The sequence below is a fragment of the Pantoea sp. CTOTU50773 genome, assembly GCF_032082325.1.
GTDB lineage: Bacteria > Pseudomonadota > Gammaproteobacteria > Enterobacterales > Enterobacteriaceae > Pantoea > Pantoea communis.
Genome location: NZ_DAMDQC010000034.1, coordinates 19,294 through 33,788, shown reverse-complemented (window position 1 = coordinate 33,788; position 14,495 = coordinate 19,294). Strand labels below are relative to the sequence as shown.

Genomic DNA, 14,495 nt, shown 5'->3' with positions numbered 1-14,495 from the left:
CGCCGTAATGGTGCCTTTGACCCACAGCGCCGCATAAATGTGCACCATAATCACCACGATCAATGCCACAGCTGAGACCGAATGCACCACCAAAGCGGCGCGAATCAGCGGAATCGCAAAGGCGCCTGCAAAGTAAGGACGCCAGATAACCACTCCGCTCGCCAGCAGCAAGACTAAGCTGATGATAGCAGCCCAGAACACACACTTCTGCCCGAAGTTGTATTTGCCGGTATCACCCACCTCTTCATTGCGTACGATCTTATTGATGTTTTTCGCCCAAAGCAGGTCTTCGCGATTGATCAGATTCTGTTTCCAGTAGCGCAAAAACATGATCAGAAAAGCAGCAAACATCACCACGCCGACAAAGGGATGCAGGATGCGCGCCAGTTGTGGCGTGCCCAAAACGTGCATCAGCCAGTTAAAGGAGGGAAAGAAGAAACCCAGCCCGCTCAGGGCTGCCAGAACAAAACAGAACGCTACAATCCAGTGATTGATGCGTTCCGGTGCGCTGTAGCGCACCAGACGATCGCGCTTTTTCATCATTCGCGCTCCTCTTTTTCGTGCAGGTTCTCGTCCTCATCCTCTTCCACCCGGTTCGGCCCGACGCCGACATAGTGGAATACCGAGGCAGCGAAGGTGGCGGCGAAACCGATGGCCGCCAGCGGTTTCCAGATACCTTTCCAGAAGGTGACCGCCGGACTGATGCTCGGGTTTTCTGGCAAACCGTGATACAGCTGCGGTTTATCAGCATGATGCAGCACGTACATGACATGCGTGCCGCCGACGCCTTCCGGATCGTACAAGCCCGCATTGTCATAGCCGCGCGTATTCAGCTCCGCCACGCGTTCTGCCGCCAGCGCCTGCATATCGGTTTTACTGCCGAAATGAATCGCGCCGGTCGGGCAGGTTTTGACGCACGCCGGTTCCTGGCCAACATTGACACGATCGACACACAGCGTGCATTTATACACGCGGTTGTCGTCTTTATTCAGGCGCGGCACGTCGAACGGACAGCCGGCAATGCAGTAGCCGCAGCCAATGCACTGCTCGGACTGAAAATCGACGATGCCGTTGGCGTACTGAATAATCGCACCTTCGGACGGACAGGCTTTTAGGCAGCCGGGATCGGCGCAGTGCATGCACCCATCCTTGCGGATAAGCCACTCTAACTTGCCATTCTCCTCCACTTCTGAGAAGCGCATCACCGTCCAGGATTTGGCGGTCAGATCCGCTGGGTTGTCATACACCCCAACGTTATGCCCAACCTCATCGCGGATGTCGTTCCACTCTGAACACGCCACCTGGCAGGCTTTGCAACCGATGCAGGTGGTCACGTCGATCAGCTTCGCCACCTCCTGCTGATGATTACGCGCCTGCGGGGCAGGCGTGAAACCATTGGTGGCGGAGCGGCGGATAATGTCTTGTGATTGATAAGCCATCTACGTTCTCCTACACCTTCTCAACGTTAACCAGGAACGCCTTAAACTCGGGCGTTTGCGTGTTGGCATCACCGACAAACGGCGTCAGGGTATTGGCGATAAAGCCTTTCTTCGCAATGCCTTGATAGCCCCAGTGAATCGGAATGCCGACGGTATCGACGGTTTTGCCATCCACATCAAGTGGGCGCAGGCGTTTGGTGACCACCGCTTTGGCTTTGATGTAACCGCGATTGGAGCTCACTTTCACCGTATCGCCCTGCACGATGCCCAGCTTGTTGGCCAGCTTCTCACCAATCTCCACAAACTGCTCCGGCTGCGCGATGGCATTGAGTAACGCGTGTTTGGTCCAGTAGTGGAAATGCTCGGTGAGACGATACGTGGTGCCGACATACGGGAAGTGCTCGGCTTTACCCATCGCCGCCAGATCGTCTTTGAACACGCGTGCTGCCGGGTTCGAAATGACGTTCGGATGCAGTGGATTCGTGCCGAGTGGCGTTTCAAACGGCTCGTAGTGTTCCGGGAAAGGACCTTCAGCCATTTTGTCGAGCGCGAACAGGCGGCCCATGCCTTCTGGCTGCATGATAAACGGCCCCACATTGCTCCCCGGTGCGGCGGTGCTGTAATCCGGAATATCCATGCCGCCCCATTTACTGCCATCCCACTTGAGGATCTGCCGTTTCGGATCCCACGGATTCCCTTGCGGGTCGGCCGATGCGCGGTTGTAGAGGATGCGTCGGTTGAGCGGCCATGCCCAACTCCAGTTCAGCGTATTGCCCAATCCACTCGGATCGGTGTTATCACGCCGCGCCATCTGGTTGCCATCTGGCGTCCAGCTGCCCGCAAAAATCCAGCAGCCGCTGCTGGTGCTGCCGTCATCTTTCAACTGCGCAAAGCTACTGAGCTGCTGGCCTTTTTTCACCAGCAACGTGCCTTTGTCATCGAACACATCCGCCAGCGCTTTGCCGTTGCTCTCCATCGCCACTTCTTCCGAAGCCGGGTTATCAGGCGTCTGGTAGTTCCACGTCATGTTCAGCACCTGTTCGGGCAAGGCACCGCCCTCACTGGCGTACATTTTTCGCAGACGGCTGTAAATGCCGGAGAGAATTTCGCCATCGTTCAGCGCTTCGCCTGGCGCATCCTGACCTTTGAAGTGCCACTGCAGCCAGCGTCCGGAGTTGACGATGGAGCCATTCTCTTCCGCGAAGCAGGTGGAGGGCAGGCGGAACACTTCGGTCTGAATCTTCGCCGGATCCACATCGTTAAACTCACCGTGGTTTTGCCAGAAGGTCGAGGTTTCGGTGTTGAGCGGGTCGATGGTCACCAGGAACTTGAGCTTCGACAGTGAATCGATCACTTTGCGTTTGTTCGGGAATGAGGCCACCGGGTTAAAGCCCTGGCAAAGATAGCCATTCACTTTGCCCTGCGACATCATCTCGAAGTACTGCAAAACGTCGTAGCCTTTGTCCCACTTCGGCAACCAGTCGAATCCCCAGCTGTTCTCTGCTTGCGCTTTGTCTCCAAAAAAGGCCTTCATCATGCTGACAAAGAATTTCGGGTAGTTACCCCAGTAGTTCACCTGGCCGGGTAGCGTCGGTTTCGGCGTGTTGGCCGCGAGATAGCTTTGCAGATCGGTCTGTTTCTCCGACGGCAATGTCATATAACCTGGCAAACTTTGCGACAGCAGGCCGAGATCGGTGAGCCCCTGAATGTTGGAGTGACCGCGCAGGGCGTTGACGCCGCCGCCGGCCATGCCCATGTTGCCGAGCAGCAGCTGGATCATCGCCATGGTGCGGATGTTTTGCGCACCGACCGAGTGTTGCGTCCAGCCCAGCGCATACAGGAATGAGGTGGTGCGATCGCGCGCGCTGGTCTCACCGATCAGCTCGCAGACGTGCAGGAAGTCCTCTTTCGGCGTGCCGCAGATGCGTGACACCATTTCTGGCGTGTAGCGGCTGACGTGCTGTTTCAGCAGATTCCACACACAGCGTGGATGTTGCAGGCTGTCATCACGTTTGGCAAAGCCGTCATCGCCCAGCTCATAGTTCCAGCTGGTTTTGTCATACTTGCGATTGGCTTCGTCGTAGCCGCTGAACAGGCCGTCATCAAAATGATAGTCTTCGCGCACTATCAGGCTGGCGTTGGTGTACGCCTGCACATATTCATGCTGGATTTTGTCATTTTGCAGCAGCCACAGCAGCACGCCCGACAGGAAAGCAATGTCGGTGCCGGAACGAATCGGCGTGTAAAAGTCTGCCACCGATGCCGTACGCGTGAAGCGAGGATCGATAACAATCAATTTGGCTTTGTTGTGAATCTTGGCTTCCATCGCCCAGCGGAATCCCACAGGATGCGCTTCAGCGGCGTTGCCACCCATCACAACGATCAGATTGGCATTACGGATGTCGACCCAGTGGTTGGTCATCGCACCGCGACCAAATGTTGGAGCAAGACTTGCTACCGTTGGTCCGTGTCAAACGCGTGCCTGGTTGTCGACCGCTAACATGCCGAGCGATCGGGTAAATTTCTGGGTTAAGTAGCCAGTTTCATTGCTGGATGCGGATGCACACAGCATGCCTGATGAGAGCCAGCGGTTCACGGTAACACCTGCGGCGTTCTGCGCGATAAAGTTGGCGTCACGGTCGGCTTTCAGCAGTTTCGCGATACGGTCAAAGGCATCGTCCCAGCTGATGCGCTGCCATTTATCGGAGCCTGGCGCGCGGTATTCGGGGTAGTGCAGGCGGCTTTCACTGTGGACAAAATCCAGCAGGCCAGCGCCTTTGGGGCACAATGCACCACGACTCACCGGATGATCCGGATCGCCTTCAATGTGAAAAATGGTCTCTTTGGCGTTTTTCGCGCCGTCACCGAGGCTGTACATTAACAAGCCACAGCCCACTGAGCAGTAGGTGCAGGTGTTACGGGTTTCGCGGGCACGCAGCAGCTTATACTGTCGCGTTTCCGCCAGCGCCACCTCTGGCGTGAAGCCGAGGAGTGCTGCCGATGTCCCTGCCATACCGCCAGCACAGATTTTGAAGAATTTTCTTCGGCTGACGTTCATGGTTAATCCTTGAGTCGACATTGCTACAATTTGCCTGCGTCGTGCGTATTGTCGCTGCGTGGCCTGCGCCCATTCGTTCCCGTCGCTTACTGGTGTAAGCTCCCGGCTTGAATGGGTTTACTGCCTTGCCACAATCCGCATGACGGGCAAAATTTTTTGTGATGCGTTGGGCCGAGGCTCACAATGACCCAACTAATAGTGTGAGAATAGCAGCGAAATAATACCACTGCTTTAATGTGGTTGTTGTCCGAGGCGAGCAAAGTGAAAGTTAAAGCACAGGAAAGTCATCAGAGTGTGATTGAGATCTCAGGCGCAGTGCAGGCGCCGGTACGTCAGCGGCGTGATATCAGCACGTCTGAAACCGACTGGCTGGCACAAGAGGTGCCGATCGCGCTGGTGTATAACGGCATTTCCCATGTGGTGATGATGGCCACGCCCAACGATCTTGAGGCGTTTGCGCTCGGTTTCTCACTCTCAGAAGGCATTATTGAGAAGCCTGATGAGATTTTCGGCATGGATGTGGTGCCCGGCTGCAACGGTATTGAAGTGCAGATCGAACTCTCCAGCCGACGCTTTATGGCGCTAAAAGAGCAGCGCCGTGCCATGGCGGGCAGAACCGGCTGTGGCGTGTGCGGCGTGGAACAACTCGACCAGATTGGTAAACCGCTGCAACCGTTGCCGTTTACCCAAACCTTCGATCTGGCAAACCTCGATAGCGGGCTGGCGCAACTGCGCAATTACCAACCCATCGGCAATCTCACCGGATGCACGCACGCGGCGGCATGGATGTCGCCGCAGGGGGAATTGCTCGGTGGCTGCGAAGACGTGGGTCGCCATGTGGCGCTGGATAAACTGCTGGGGCATCGTAGCCAGCAGCCGTGGCAGCAGGGCGCGGTGCTGGTCTCCAGTCGCGCCAGCTATGAGATGGTGCAAAAGTCCGCGATGTGCGGCGTGGAGATTTTATTTGCGGTATCCGCTGCGACTCAGCTCGCCGTTGAGGTCGCCGAGCGTTGTCATTTAACGCTGATAGGGTTTAGTAAGCCGGGACGCGCCACGGTGTACAGCCATCCGCAGCGCCTGGTTTAAACCACCTGTACCTGTGGCAGCGCCTGCTGGAGCGCAGCTAATGCGCCTGCTTTGGCGGGGCCGCTGTCGCAAATAAGCAAATCCACTTCTCCAATCGGCGCGTACACCGTGCGGCTGATCACCCCCAGCTTGCTGTGATCTGCCAGTAAGAAGGTGCGCGCAGCCTGCTGCACCATGGCGCGAGCAATCGCCGCTTCATGAGGATGGAAACTGCTGGCACCGTTTTTAGCATCAATGCCAACCGGCGACAGCAGGGCAACGTCGGCGCGATAGCGGTAAATCTCGCTGACCGTGATTTCGCCGCGCGTCTGCTGTGCACCTGCCATCATCATCCCACCGAGCAAAATCACCTGATTATTCAGCGTTTCATGTTCTTCGGCGGCGCTTAGCGCCAGTGCAGCCTGCAAACTGTTAGTGATAATGGTTAAGCCGGCCATGCTGCGCAGCTGCTCCGCCAGCATGGTGGTGGTGGTGCCGGCATCCAGAAACAGCGTCTGGCCCGGCTGCAAGTGCTGTGCGGCCGCCACGGCAATCGCACGTTTCTCTTTGGCTTGAGCACTACGGCGCACTTGCAGCGGTGCTTCCGGCTGGCTATCTACCGCGACTAAACCGCCGTGCACCCGTCGTGCTAAACCCTGCGCTTCCAGCTCAATAATGTCTCGCCGTGCCGTTTCCCGTGAAATACCCAGCTCATTGATAATGCGCTCGGTGCTGACCTGATGCTGCGTGGTCAGCAGGGCTCGAATGCGGTGTAAGCGGGTTTCCTGCAGCATGACTTTTCCCTGTAGCGTAATAATCTGGGCCTAAGCTTACCTGAGTGTCATTACGGCGTCATGTGTATTTGGTTGTATTTGTGTATTTGGTTGCATTTCTCGTTAAAGCAGGCATGATGGTGACAACGGTCACACATCATGCACCCCTTTCACCTTCGCAACGGGAGTTACCATGGCTACACGTTCCACCATCATGGACACCAACAGTTTTCGTGCTGAGCACGCCGACGGTCTGGATGCAGCAACCCGCCAGCTGACGGACAAGCGCAGCAAAGTGTTGGGCGAGTCGTATCGCCTGTTTTATCGTAAGCCGGTGCATCTGGTACGCGGTGAAGGGCAGTATCTGTGGGATGCTGCAGGTAACAAATATCTCGATGTGTACAACAACGTGGCCAGTATTGGCCACTGCCATCCGGCGGTGATCGAAGCGGTGAATCAGCAGATGAAGATGCTGAACACCCACACCCGTTATCTGCACGAACGCATTCTCGATTACACCGAAGAGCTGCTGGCAACCACGCCCGATGCTATCGACCGTGCTATGTATATGTGCACCGGGTCGGAAGCTAACGATTTGGCGATCCGCGTGGCGCGTGCTTTCAGCGGCGGCACGGGCATTATCGTGTCGCAGGAGGCCTATCACGGCACCAGCGATCTCACGTCTGGCGTCTCCCCGGCACTGGGCAGCGGTCAGCCACTGGCGGCCACCACGCGTTTGGTTTCGCCACCCGATGCTTACCGCGTCAACGCACCGGATCTCGGCGAATGGTTTGCCAACGAAATTCAGAAACAGATCGATGACATGAAAGCACACGGCATTAAATTTGCTGGCTTCCTCGCGGATTCGATCTTCTCTTCCGATGGTGTGTTACCGAATCCACGCGGCTTCCTGCAGAAAGCGGTGGATGTGGTGCACGCTAATGGCGGTATCTTCATTGCGGATGAAGTGCAGCCTGGCTTTGGTCGTACTGGCGATGCGTTCTGGGGCTTTGCCCGTCACGGCGTGGTGCCGGATGTGGTGACCACGGGTAAGCCGATGGGTAACGGCATTCCGGTTTCCGGCCTGCTGGCGAAGAGTGATGTGCTGGCGGCGTTTAGTGACGATATCCCTTACTTCAACACCTTTGGCGGTAACCCGGTTGCTATGGCGGCGGCGCAGGCGGTCCTGACGGTGATTAAAGAAGAGGGCTTGCAAGAGCACAGTCGCGTGGTGGGTGCCAAACTGCTCGCCGAGTTGCAGAAGTTAATGGATCGCCATGAAAGCATTGGCGATGTGCGCGGAGCGGGGCTGTTTATCGGCTTCGAACTGGTGCAGGACCGCACCAGCAAAACGCCGGATAAAGCGCTTGCGCTGGATCTCACCGAGAAGCTGCGCGATCACCATGTGCTGACGTCGGTGGCCGGTCCGTACGGCAACGTGCTGAAGCTGCGTCCACCATTGGCGTTCCAGGAATCGGATATTGATTGGCTGGTGGGTGCGCTGGATAAGTCACTGACCGAGCTGGGTCGGTAAAAGGCTAAGGTTGCCCCAAAGCAGTATCAGGAAGATGAAGCGGGTCGCCATTCCTGGCGACCCGGCTGAGAATCTGCACGTTTCACTCAATGTGCACGTGGATGCGCACCTGGAAAGGATTACGCGGCTGCCGTTTCCTCGGCAAAAATACTTTCCATCTTCTGCCACGCCTGCGCCACATCGTCATCCAGATTGAACAAGCCTGACGTGCCAACGATAAACACATCCACACCAGAAGCCGCAATCTGCTTAAAGGTGCGCGCATTGCAGGAACCATCAATCTCGGTCAGATAGTGATAACCGTGCTCTTCGCGCATGGCAATCAGCCGGCGAATCTTGTTCAGCGTTTCCGGAATAAATTTCTGCCCCGCAAAGCCAGGATCCACCGACATCACCGTAACCTTATCCAGCAGATGTGCATACTCACGAATGCTCTCGGCAGGTGTCGCCGGGTTTAATACCACGCCGCAGCGACGGCCCGCTTCTTTGATTTGAGTCAGCAGGCGGAATATTTTGTTATTCGCGGTTTCGGGATGGAAGCTAATAATATCCGCCCCCGCTTCAATGCACATCGGAATAATATCTTCCGGGTGATTGACCATTAAATGCACATCAATTGGCACATCGGTAATTTTACGCAGGTTCTCAATAAAGAACGGCGATAACGTAATATTTTTAACGTAGCTGCCATCCATAATATCGACATGATAAAAAGCCGCAGTACTATTCATCGCTTCGATCTGTTCACGAAAGCGGGTGAGATCCATACACATTAATGACGGTGAAAATTGAGCGTTCATGGTTTTTTCCTCATTACATAAACAGCGCCCGCAGGCGCTGTGTTATGACATCAATGGAAGAACGAAATAATGTGGCCGAGTACGATGCCGACAATACCGAAGTCCGCGTCGCCGAAGGTGGTCGAAGCAAAGCCCAGGTCGCCCATCAGCGGCAGCAGAATCGCCGGCAGGAAGGAGATCAGCAGCCCTTGTACAAAGGAGCCGACTACCGCGCCACGACGTCCACCCGTGATGTTGCCGTATACACCCGCGGTGGCACCGCAGAAGAAGTGGGGCACCAGACCAGGAACAATCACGCTCAGACCAAACAATGGGCACAGGAACATGCTGATCAGACCGGCGGAGAAACTGCACAGGAAGCCGATGATCACGGCATTCGGCGCGAACGGGAACACGGTTGGGCAGTCCAGCGCCGGTTTGGCGTTCGGTACTAACTTATCTGCGATGCCTTTAAAGGCCGGCACGATCTCGGCAATCACCATACGCACACCGGCGAGGATGATATAAACGCCCGCCGCAAAGGTGATGGACTGAATAATCGCGAACACGATGAAGTTCTGACCGCCGCTCACCTGACTTTCGGTGAACTCTTTACCCGCCACCAACACTAGCGCGATAAACAGAATCATCATGGTCAGCGAAATCGCGACCGAGGAATCACGCAGGAAGTTGAGGGTTTTCGGCACCTTCAACTCTTCGGTGGATGGACTGCCTTTGCCCACTGCTTTACCGACCAGCGCAGACAGCAGATAACCGGTTGAGCCAAAGTGGCCGAGCGCCAGATCGTCCGAATTGGTGATTTTACGTGTGAACGGCTGCAGAATCGCCGGGCACACCACCATCATGGTGCCGAGAATCAGTGAACCGATTAGCACCAGCCAGAAGCCATGTACGCCGCCGACGGAAAGAATCACCGCCAGCATCGCCGACATATACAGCGTGTGATGACCGGTCAGGAAGATGTACTTCAGCGGGGTGATACGCGCCAGCAGGATGTTCACCAGCATACCGAACACCATGATCATCGCGGTTTCAGTACCGTAACTCTTCTGCGCCAGCGCGGCCATCGCATCAGTATTTGGCACGACACCCTGAATATTAAACGAGTGTTCAAACAGCTGGCTGAAAATGGTCAGTGTTGCCGCAATCAGGTTGGCCCCTGCGATGAGAATCACAAAGCCCATGATGGTTTTCAGCGTGCCAGAAATCACATCCGACACCGGTTTCTTTTGCAGTAATAAACCAATCAGGGAAAAAAGGCCGACAAGTATTGCGGGTGTTCCGAGAACATCCTTGATGATAAATTGCAGCATAATTACTCCATGTGAGTAAAATCGGGCTATTACAGATTTTCCGCCAGGATTTCTTTAATTTTGGCGTTATCTAATAAATTCGTCAGACCAAATACCTGCGCGCTATGCCCGGATAACTGATCGGCAATATCTTTGGCGCTGATAATAAGGTCGGCCTGTTCCGATTTCGCCGTGGTTAAATCGGTATGGCCCACTTCGGCCTCTTTCCCTAATTCCACCACAATTTTCTTCACGTTCATTTCCACAATAAAGCTGCTGCCTAGACCATTACCGCACACAATCAGGACTTTTTTCATAATAGGATTCTCTGGTGGTTAATTTGTAATAACAGCTTCAATCGCTGGTAGGGTTGCCGCCGTCAGCAATTGCTGCAGGCGAGATTCGTCACTGAATACTTCGGCTAATGCTGTGATCATCTGGATATGATCGTCGCCGGAAACGGCGCACAGCATAATCACCACATGCACCGGATCGTTTTCATCCGCTGCAAAGCTCACACCGTTCTTCACATGCAGCAACGACAAGCCATTCTTACGCGCACCCTGTTCCGGACGGGCATGCGGCATCGCCAGGCCGGGTGCCAGTACGTAGTAAGGTCCCAGTTCGGCATGCGAAGTAAAGATGGCATCGAGGTAAGCCGGGGTGATCGCCCCTTCGGCCAGCAGCGGCTCAGCGGATAAACGTACCGCGTCCTGCCAGTCGCTGACCTGTTCTACGATGCGGATATGTTGCGGTGTCAGCCATTGAGTGAGCATCAGTAATTCCTGGTTATTCGTCGATGGAGTGCACTTTAGGTGATTTTCTCAACGCTTTTCTGTGATGATTGTCGCAAAAGTTAGCGCTAACACGGGTGTTGTTAAAAACTGTGTTATCGCTAACATTTTTGTGCAGTCCGTTTGTCATCGTTGCAAGCACCTGACATGCTCCGAGAATCTGAAAATCTTCAGCAGGTGAGGTGTGCCCGAATCTGTGGTGATTAACGTGGCACGTTGACGCATTTGGTTTTAAGCTGCGTGCGGGCATTTGTAGCGAGTCAGTTAGGAGAAGGCATGGCAGAAAAAAAACGGCGCGGTACCGGCAAAAGCACACTGGCCGATGTTGCCCGTTTGGTCGGCGTGAGCACCATGACGGCATCACGTGCGTTGCGCATGCCGGAGAAAGTCTCACCTGAAATTCGCACCAAAATTGATGCGGCCGTCACCGAGTTGGCCTATGTGCCGAACATCCAGGCGCGTAATCTGGCGTCGGCATCGTCGAAGCTAGTCACCATGGTGGTGCCTTCTTTCGCCACGCCGGGCAGCGCGATTGTGTCGGAAGCGCTGCAAGAGATTCTGCGTCCGCAGGGTTACAACATGATGCTGGCGGAAGCCAACCACTCGGCGGCGGAAGAGAGCGAATTAATTGAGATGTTGCTCTCGTACAATCCGGCGGCGATGGTGCATTTCAACTTCGACAATGTCGCTGAAGCTCATCGTTTGCTGAGTAATTCCGGCCTGCCGGTGATGGATATCGGCGGGGTGCATCAGGAATCTGCGGGTATTAGCATTGGTGTCGATTACGCTAAAGCGATTCGCCAGCTGGTGCAGAGTTTGGTGGAACGTGGCTATCGCCATCTCGGCTTGTTGTGTACGCAAACCAATACCACGATTTTCCGCCAACTGCTGAATGGCTGGCACAGTGGTATGCTGGCATCAAATCAGGCGCCGCACCGCGTGGTGACCTCGCCGAAAATGCCGACCTTTGCCGCGGGACATAGCCTGCTGGCGGAGATCCGGCTGACCTGGCCGGAACTGGATGTGCTGATTTGTACCAGCGATGAAGTGGCCTGTGGTGCCATCATGGCTTGCCACGCCGCAGGCATCTCAATTCCCAGCCAGCTGGCGATTGCCAGCATCGGTGGCGGCCCATTGGCAGCAGTCTGCTCACCGCCGCTCACCAGCGTGGTCCTGCCTTATGAAGAGATGGGGCGCACGGCGGGCAAGCGCTTACTCTCCGCATTGAAGGGCGATGAACCACCTGCCATCAACGAACTGCCGGTACAGCTCAAGCTGCGTGCCAGCACCCACAAGATGTAATCCTGCGGCATCGCGTGCATGAGATGTGACTCTGCGTGCGGTGCTTTTCCCAGATTCATCAAATCCTTATCATTACTAAGGCATTGATAACCCTTTTACCGATCATGATTTTAACTATAATGATCCGACTGCTTACGCGGCACCCTGCTAAGGTGATGCTGCAAAACACTAAATGGAGAGGAAGAACATGAGTTATTCACTGCCATCCCTGCCTTACGCGTACGACGCACTGGAACCACACTTCGACAAGCAGACGATGGAAATCCATCACTCTAAACACCACCAGGCTTACGTTAACAACGCGAATGCAGCGCTGGAAGGTACCGAATTCGCTAACCTGCCGGTTGAAGAATTGATCGCTAAACTGGATCAGCTGCCAGCAGATAAAAAAGGTCCACTGCGTAACAACGCAGGCGGCCACGCTAACCACAGCTTCTTCTGGAAAGGCCTGAAACTGGGCACCAGCCTGCAAGGCGAACTGAAAGCCGCTATCGAAAAAGATTTCGGCAGCGTTGAAGCTTTCCAGGCTGAGTTCGAGAAAGCCGCTACCACCCGTTTCGGTTCAGGCTGGGCGTGGCTGGTGAAAAAAGGCGACAAGCTGGCTGTGGTTTCAACCGCTAACCAGGATAGCCCGCTGATGGGTGAAGCCATCTCTGGCGCATCCGGTGAGCCAATCATTGGTCTGGATGTGTGGGAACACGCTTACTACCTGAAGTATCAGAACAAACGTCCTGACTACATCAAAGCGTTCTGGAACGTGGTGAACTGGGATGAAGCGGCTGCGCGTTTCGCTGCTGCTAAGTAAGTTCAGGCGATAGCCAACGCACAGAACCGGTGAAGCTGCTTCACCGGTTTTTTTCTTTACGAAAGCTAAACACTTCTTAAACCACTTCGAGATTACCTCTGCTGACAATACCGTTACGTTCGTTATTAACCTGCCGTTGATAATTTGGGGCATACAGTAGCCGCAGTTGATCACACGAAAGTAAAATAACTATGTCTACTATCACTACCCCTGTGGCGAATAAAGATTCGTCGGCATCTCTGTTTTTGCCGTTAATTAGCGGCAACGTCAGACCTGATAAGTTATGGAATAGCAGTATGTTCCGCTTTAAATTTGCTTTAAGGTCTTTCATCTTTCCGGTTACGACATTTAATTACCTTAACGCATTAGCGAAACTGCCGTTTCTGCCGCAACTGCTGAAAATGCAGGGTTTGCTGCCGGCTAAACCGCATCGCCCTTACCTGCGCGCAGGCTTTAGCGTGGCACAACGTGCGCAGGCACTGCTTGACCATTACACGCTGATGGATCAACTGGATAATTCCAAACTGCGCCAGTTACTGCTGAGTCCGGTGTTAAATGTGATTGCCACTTTTAACGGAAAAAATGATGAGGTGTTTGCTATTAATTGCTGCCCAGGACATTTTGACCGTGAAGGTGAAATAACTCTGACACTGCATTATCAAACCATGAATATTGCCTCGCTCTCTTTTTCCATTATTCAGGAAAAGGGCAAGCGCACATTATTGATTGGTGGATTGCAGGGGCCGCGCAAACACATCTCAAATGATGTTATCCGCGATGCAACCAAAGCCGCACATGGCGTATTCCCGAAACGTCTGTTAATGGAAGCGGTATTTATTCTGGCGCAACAATGTGGCGTGCAAGCGATTTGCGCAGTAGGAGATACCACGCATGTGTTCCGCAGCATGCGTTATCGCCACAGTAAAGGTGATAAGTTCTTTGCCAGCTACAGCGAGTTCTGGCTGTCACTGGGCGGTGAAGCCCGTGCCGACGACCTGTTTACGTTGCCGCTGCAGATGGAAAGGAAAGCACTGGAAGAGATCGCCAGTAAGAAACGTGCGGAGTATCGTCGTCGCTATGCACTGTTGGATGCGTTAAACACCCAGGTATTGCTGGCAGCAGGGGTTGAACCCGTGGCAGGGGTTGAAGCAGTGCAGGAACAGAGCGTGGAACGCGACGTATCACACGCCGCGTAATCGGGTATCAGAACGGCTGCTTCGCGTAGCCGGTCATCACCTTCAGCCCCATCTCACGTCCCAGCGCGGTCATTGGATGCACCACCACCAGGCCGCGCACGCTCTTCTTAAATGCGCCCATGTTGGCTTGTTCTTTCCTGGTGATCTCACGGCTGAAACCCAGCTTCTGCAGCTGTTGCGCTTCTTTACTCAGTTTCTCATCGCGAACACTGCGCAGACGTTCAATTTCCTGCACCAGCTTCTCTTTTTCACGCAGCAGCTCGCCGAGTTTTTCGGCATCGCCAGATTCCAGCAGCTGGGGTTCTTTGCGATTCAATGCGTCCAGTTGATCACTGAGCAGTTTGATCTCGGCTTTTTCTTGTTCTTTCATCAGGGGAAACTCGTTAAGGAAAACAGGCAAAGGATACATCAAAACGGGGCGATTTTGCAGCGGGGCG

The 14,495-nt window shown here is 54.5% G+C and carries 14 protein-coding genes; 5 read left to right on the top strand and 9 right to left on the bottom strand.

The window, feature by feature from the left end; all coding sequences use genetic code 11:
- From fdoI to fdnG, 3 genes are all read right to left on the bottom strand, one after another.
- Positions 1 to 540 (bottom strand): formate dehydrogenase cytochrome b556 subunit (fdoI, locus tag RT340_RS07975; protein ID WP_313375236.1); only part of this gene is annotated, 540 nt, incomplete at its 3' end.
- A complete protein-coding gene (gene fdxH, locus RT340_RS07970; RefSeq protein ID WP_097118464.1) occupies positions 540 to 1,439 on the bottom strand; it encodes a formate dehydrogenase subunit beta in 900 nt (299 codons plus the stop codon). The genes fdxH and fdoI, both read right to left, overlap by 1 nt.
- 10 nt (positions 1,440 to 1,449) lie before the next feature.
- Positions 1,450 to 4,497 (bottom strand): formate dehydrogenase-N subunit alpha, encoded by a 3,048-nt coding sequence (gene fdnG / locus RT340_RS07965; RefSeq protein WP_211728866.1) that lies wholly within the window; start codon positions 4,495 to 4,497, stop codon positions 1,450 to 1,452.
- A 303-nt stretch (positions 4,498 to 4,800) separates the two neighbouring features.
- Between fdnG and fdhD the strand changes: the two genes are divergently transcribed.
- Positions 4,801 to 5,583: a formate dehydrogenase accessory sulfurtransferase FdhD gene (gene fdhD, locus RT340_RS07960; protein ID WP_255253273.1), complete on the top strand. Its 783-nt coding sequence runs from the start codon at positions 4,801 to 4,803 to the stop codon at positions 5,581 to 5,583.
- Here fdhD and RT340_RS07955 read toward each other — a convergent pair.
- Entirely contained in the window at positions 5,580 to 6,356 is a 777-nt protein-coding gene (locus RT340_RS07955; RefSeq protein WP_058961122.1) for a DeoR/GlpR family DNA-binding transcription regulator, read from the bottom strand. The genes fdhD and RT340_RS07955 overlap by 4 nt on opposite strands.
- 172 nt (positions 6,357 to 6,528) lie before the next feature.
- Here RT340_RS07955 and RT340_RS07950 point away from each other — a divergent pair, with 172 nt between their 5' ends.
- Positions 6,529 to 7,869, top strand: a complete 1,341-nt coding sequence (locus RT340_RS07950; protein ID WP_034827718.1) for an aspartate aminotransferase family protein — start codon at positions 6,529 to 6,531, stop codon at positions 7,867 to 7,869.
- Between the two features lie 119 nt (positions 7,870 to 7,988).
- On the opposite strand, the gene alsE is transcribed toward RT340_RS07950, so the two are convergent.
- Genes alsE through RT340_RS07930 form a run of 4 tightly spaced genes read right to left on the bottom strand, consistent with a single transcriptional unit; the run spans position 7,989 to position 10,737 of the window.
- A complete protein-coding gene (gene alsE, locus RT340_RS07945; protein ID WP_160833339.1) occupies positions 7,989 to 8,669 on the bottom strand; it encodes a D-allulose 6-phosphate 3-epimerase in 681 nt (226 codons plus the stop codon).
- A gap of 50 nt (positions 8,670 to 8,719) precedes the next feature.
- The gene (locus tag RT340_RS07940; RefSeq protein WP_034827723.1) at positions 8,720 to 9,982 is read right to left on the bottom strand and encodes a PTS ascorbate transporter subunit IIC; all 1,263 of its coding nucleotides are present in this window, start codon (positions 9,980 to 9,982) and stop codon (positions 8,720 to 8,722) included.
- 29 nt (positions 9,983 to 10,011) lie between these two features.
- Entirely contained in the window at positions 10,012 to 10,278 is a 267-nt protein-coding gene (locus RT340_RS07935) for a PTS sugar transporter subunit IIB (RefSeq protein WP_097118469.1), read from the bottom strand.
- A gap of 18 nt (positions 10,279 to 10,296) precedes the next feature.
- Entirely contained in the window at positions 10,297 to 10,737 is a 441-nt protein-coding gene (locus tag RT340_RS07930) for a PTS sugar transporter subunit IIA (RefSeq protein ID WP_034827726.1), read from the bottom strand.
- A gap of 294 nt (positions 10,738 to 11,031) precedes the next feature.
- Here RT340_RS07930 and RT340_RS07925 point away from each other — a divergent pair, with 294 nt between their 5' ends.
- From RT340_RS07925 to RT340_RS07915, 3 genes are all read left to right on the top strand, one after another.
- Positions 11,032 to 12,057, top strand: coding sequence for a LacI family DNA-binding transcriptional regulator (locus tag RT340_RS07925; protein ID WP_211728865.1), 1,026 nt, complete (start codon positions 11,032 to 11,034; stop codon positions 12,055 to 12,057).
- A 187-nt stretch (positions 12,058 to 12,244) separates the two neighbouring features.
- Complete coding sequence (gene sodA, locus RT340_RS07920; RefSeq protein ID WP_034827730.1) at positions 12,245 to 12,862, top strand: superoxide dismutase [Mn]; 618 nt, start codon at positions 12,245 to 12,247, stop codon at positions 12,860 to 12,862.
- Between the two features lie 191 nt (positions 12,863 to 13,053).
- Entirely contained in the window at positions 13,054 to 14,058 is a 1,005-nt protein-coding gene (locus RT340_RS07915; RefSeq protein ID WP_211728864.1) for a VirK/YbjX family protein, read from the top strand.
- 7 nt (positions 14,059 to 14,065) lie between these two features.
- Here the strand turns inward: RT340_RS07915 and RT340_RS07910 are convergent, their stop codons facing one another.
- Positions 14,066 to 14,428 carry a YibL family ribosome-associated protein gene (locus RT340_RS07910; protein WP_058961117.1) on the bottom strand — a complete coding sequence of 121 codons (363 nt, stop codon included), beginning with the start codon at positions 14,426 to 14,428 and terminating at the stop codon, positions 14,066 to 14,068.
- Positions 14,429 to 14,495 lie beyond the last annotated feature (67 nt).

Bases quoted from the DNA above. Each gene is read 5' to 3' on its own strand.
- fdxH (WP_097118464.1), bottom strand. From the start codon at position 1,439: ATGGCTTATCAATCACAAGACATTATCCGCCGCTCCGCCACCAATGGT.
- RT340_RS07955 (WP_058961122.1), bottom strand. From the start codon at position 6,356: ATGCTGCAGGAAACCCGCTTACACCGCATTCGAGCCCTGCTGACCACG.
- RT340_RS07950 (WP_034827718.1), top strand. From the start codon at position 6,529: ATGGCTACACGTTCCACCATCATGGACACCAACAGTTTTCGTGCTGAG.
- alsE (WP_160833339.1), bottom strand. From the start codon at position 8,669: ATGAACGCTCAATTTTCACCGTCATTAATGTGTATGGATCTCACCCGC.
- RT340_RS07940 (WP_034827723.1), bottom strand. From the start codon at position 9,982: ATGCTGCAATTTATCATCAAGGATGTTCTCGGAACACCCGCAATACTT.
- RT340_RS07935 (WP_097118469.1), bottom strand. From the start codon at position 10,278: ATGAAAAAAGTCCTGATTGTGTGCGGTAATGGTCTAGGCAGCAGCTTT.
- RT340_RS07930 (WP_034827726.1), bottom strand. From the start codon at position 10,737: ATGCTCACTCAATGGCTGACACCGCAACATATCCGCATCGTAGAACAG.
- RT340_RS07925 (WP_211728865.1), top strand. From the start codon at position 11,032: ATGGCAGAAAAAAAACGGCGCGGTACCGGCAAAAGCACACTGGCCGAT.
- sodA (WP_034827730.1), top strand. From the start codon at position 12,245: ATGAGTTATTCACTGCCATCCCTGCCTTACGCGTACGACGCACTGGAA.
- RT340_RS07915 (WP_211728864.1), top strand. From the start codon at position 13,054: ATGTCTACTATCACTACCCCTGTGGCGAATAAAGATTCGTCGGCATCT.
- RT340_RS07910 (WP_058961117.1), bottom strand. From the start codon at position 14,428: ATGAAAGAACAAGAAAAAGCCGAGATCAAACTGCTCAGTGATCAACTG.